General features: G+C 34.9%; 1 protein-coding gene. It reads right to left on the reverse strand.

The features are described 5' to 3' along the window. The coding region (locus TEPIDINF_RS15300; RefSeq protein WP_421692415.1) for a thioredoxin family protein at nt 1-186 on the reverse strand (186 nt) is incomplete at its 3' end. Between the last annotated feature and the right edge of the window lie 69 nt (nt 187-255).

The raw sequence follows: 255 nt of genomic DNA on the forward strand, positions 1-255 counted from the left end.
TGGGTTATCATCAACATTTAATTTCGCAATGGTAAGCTTATTTCCAATTTCCTGATCAATTTCTTCTAATACAGGTGCGATCATTTTACATGGGCCACACCATGGTGCCCAGAAATCTACAAGCACTATGCCTGTGCTTTCTACATCAGTTGCAAAAGATTGATCAGTTACATGAACAATTGCCATTTTAAAAATCCTCCTTCTTCCTCAAAAAAGAAATCTTCTAATAATGAGATACAGTATACAGTATATCAT

This window comes from Tepidibacillus infernus (assembly GCF_048898065.1).
GTDB lineage: Bacteria > Bacillota > Bacilli > Tepidibacillales > Tepidibacillaceae > Tepidibacillus_B > Tepidibacillus_B infernus.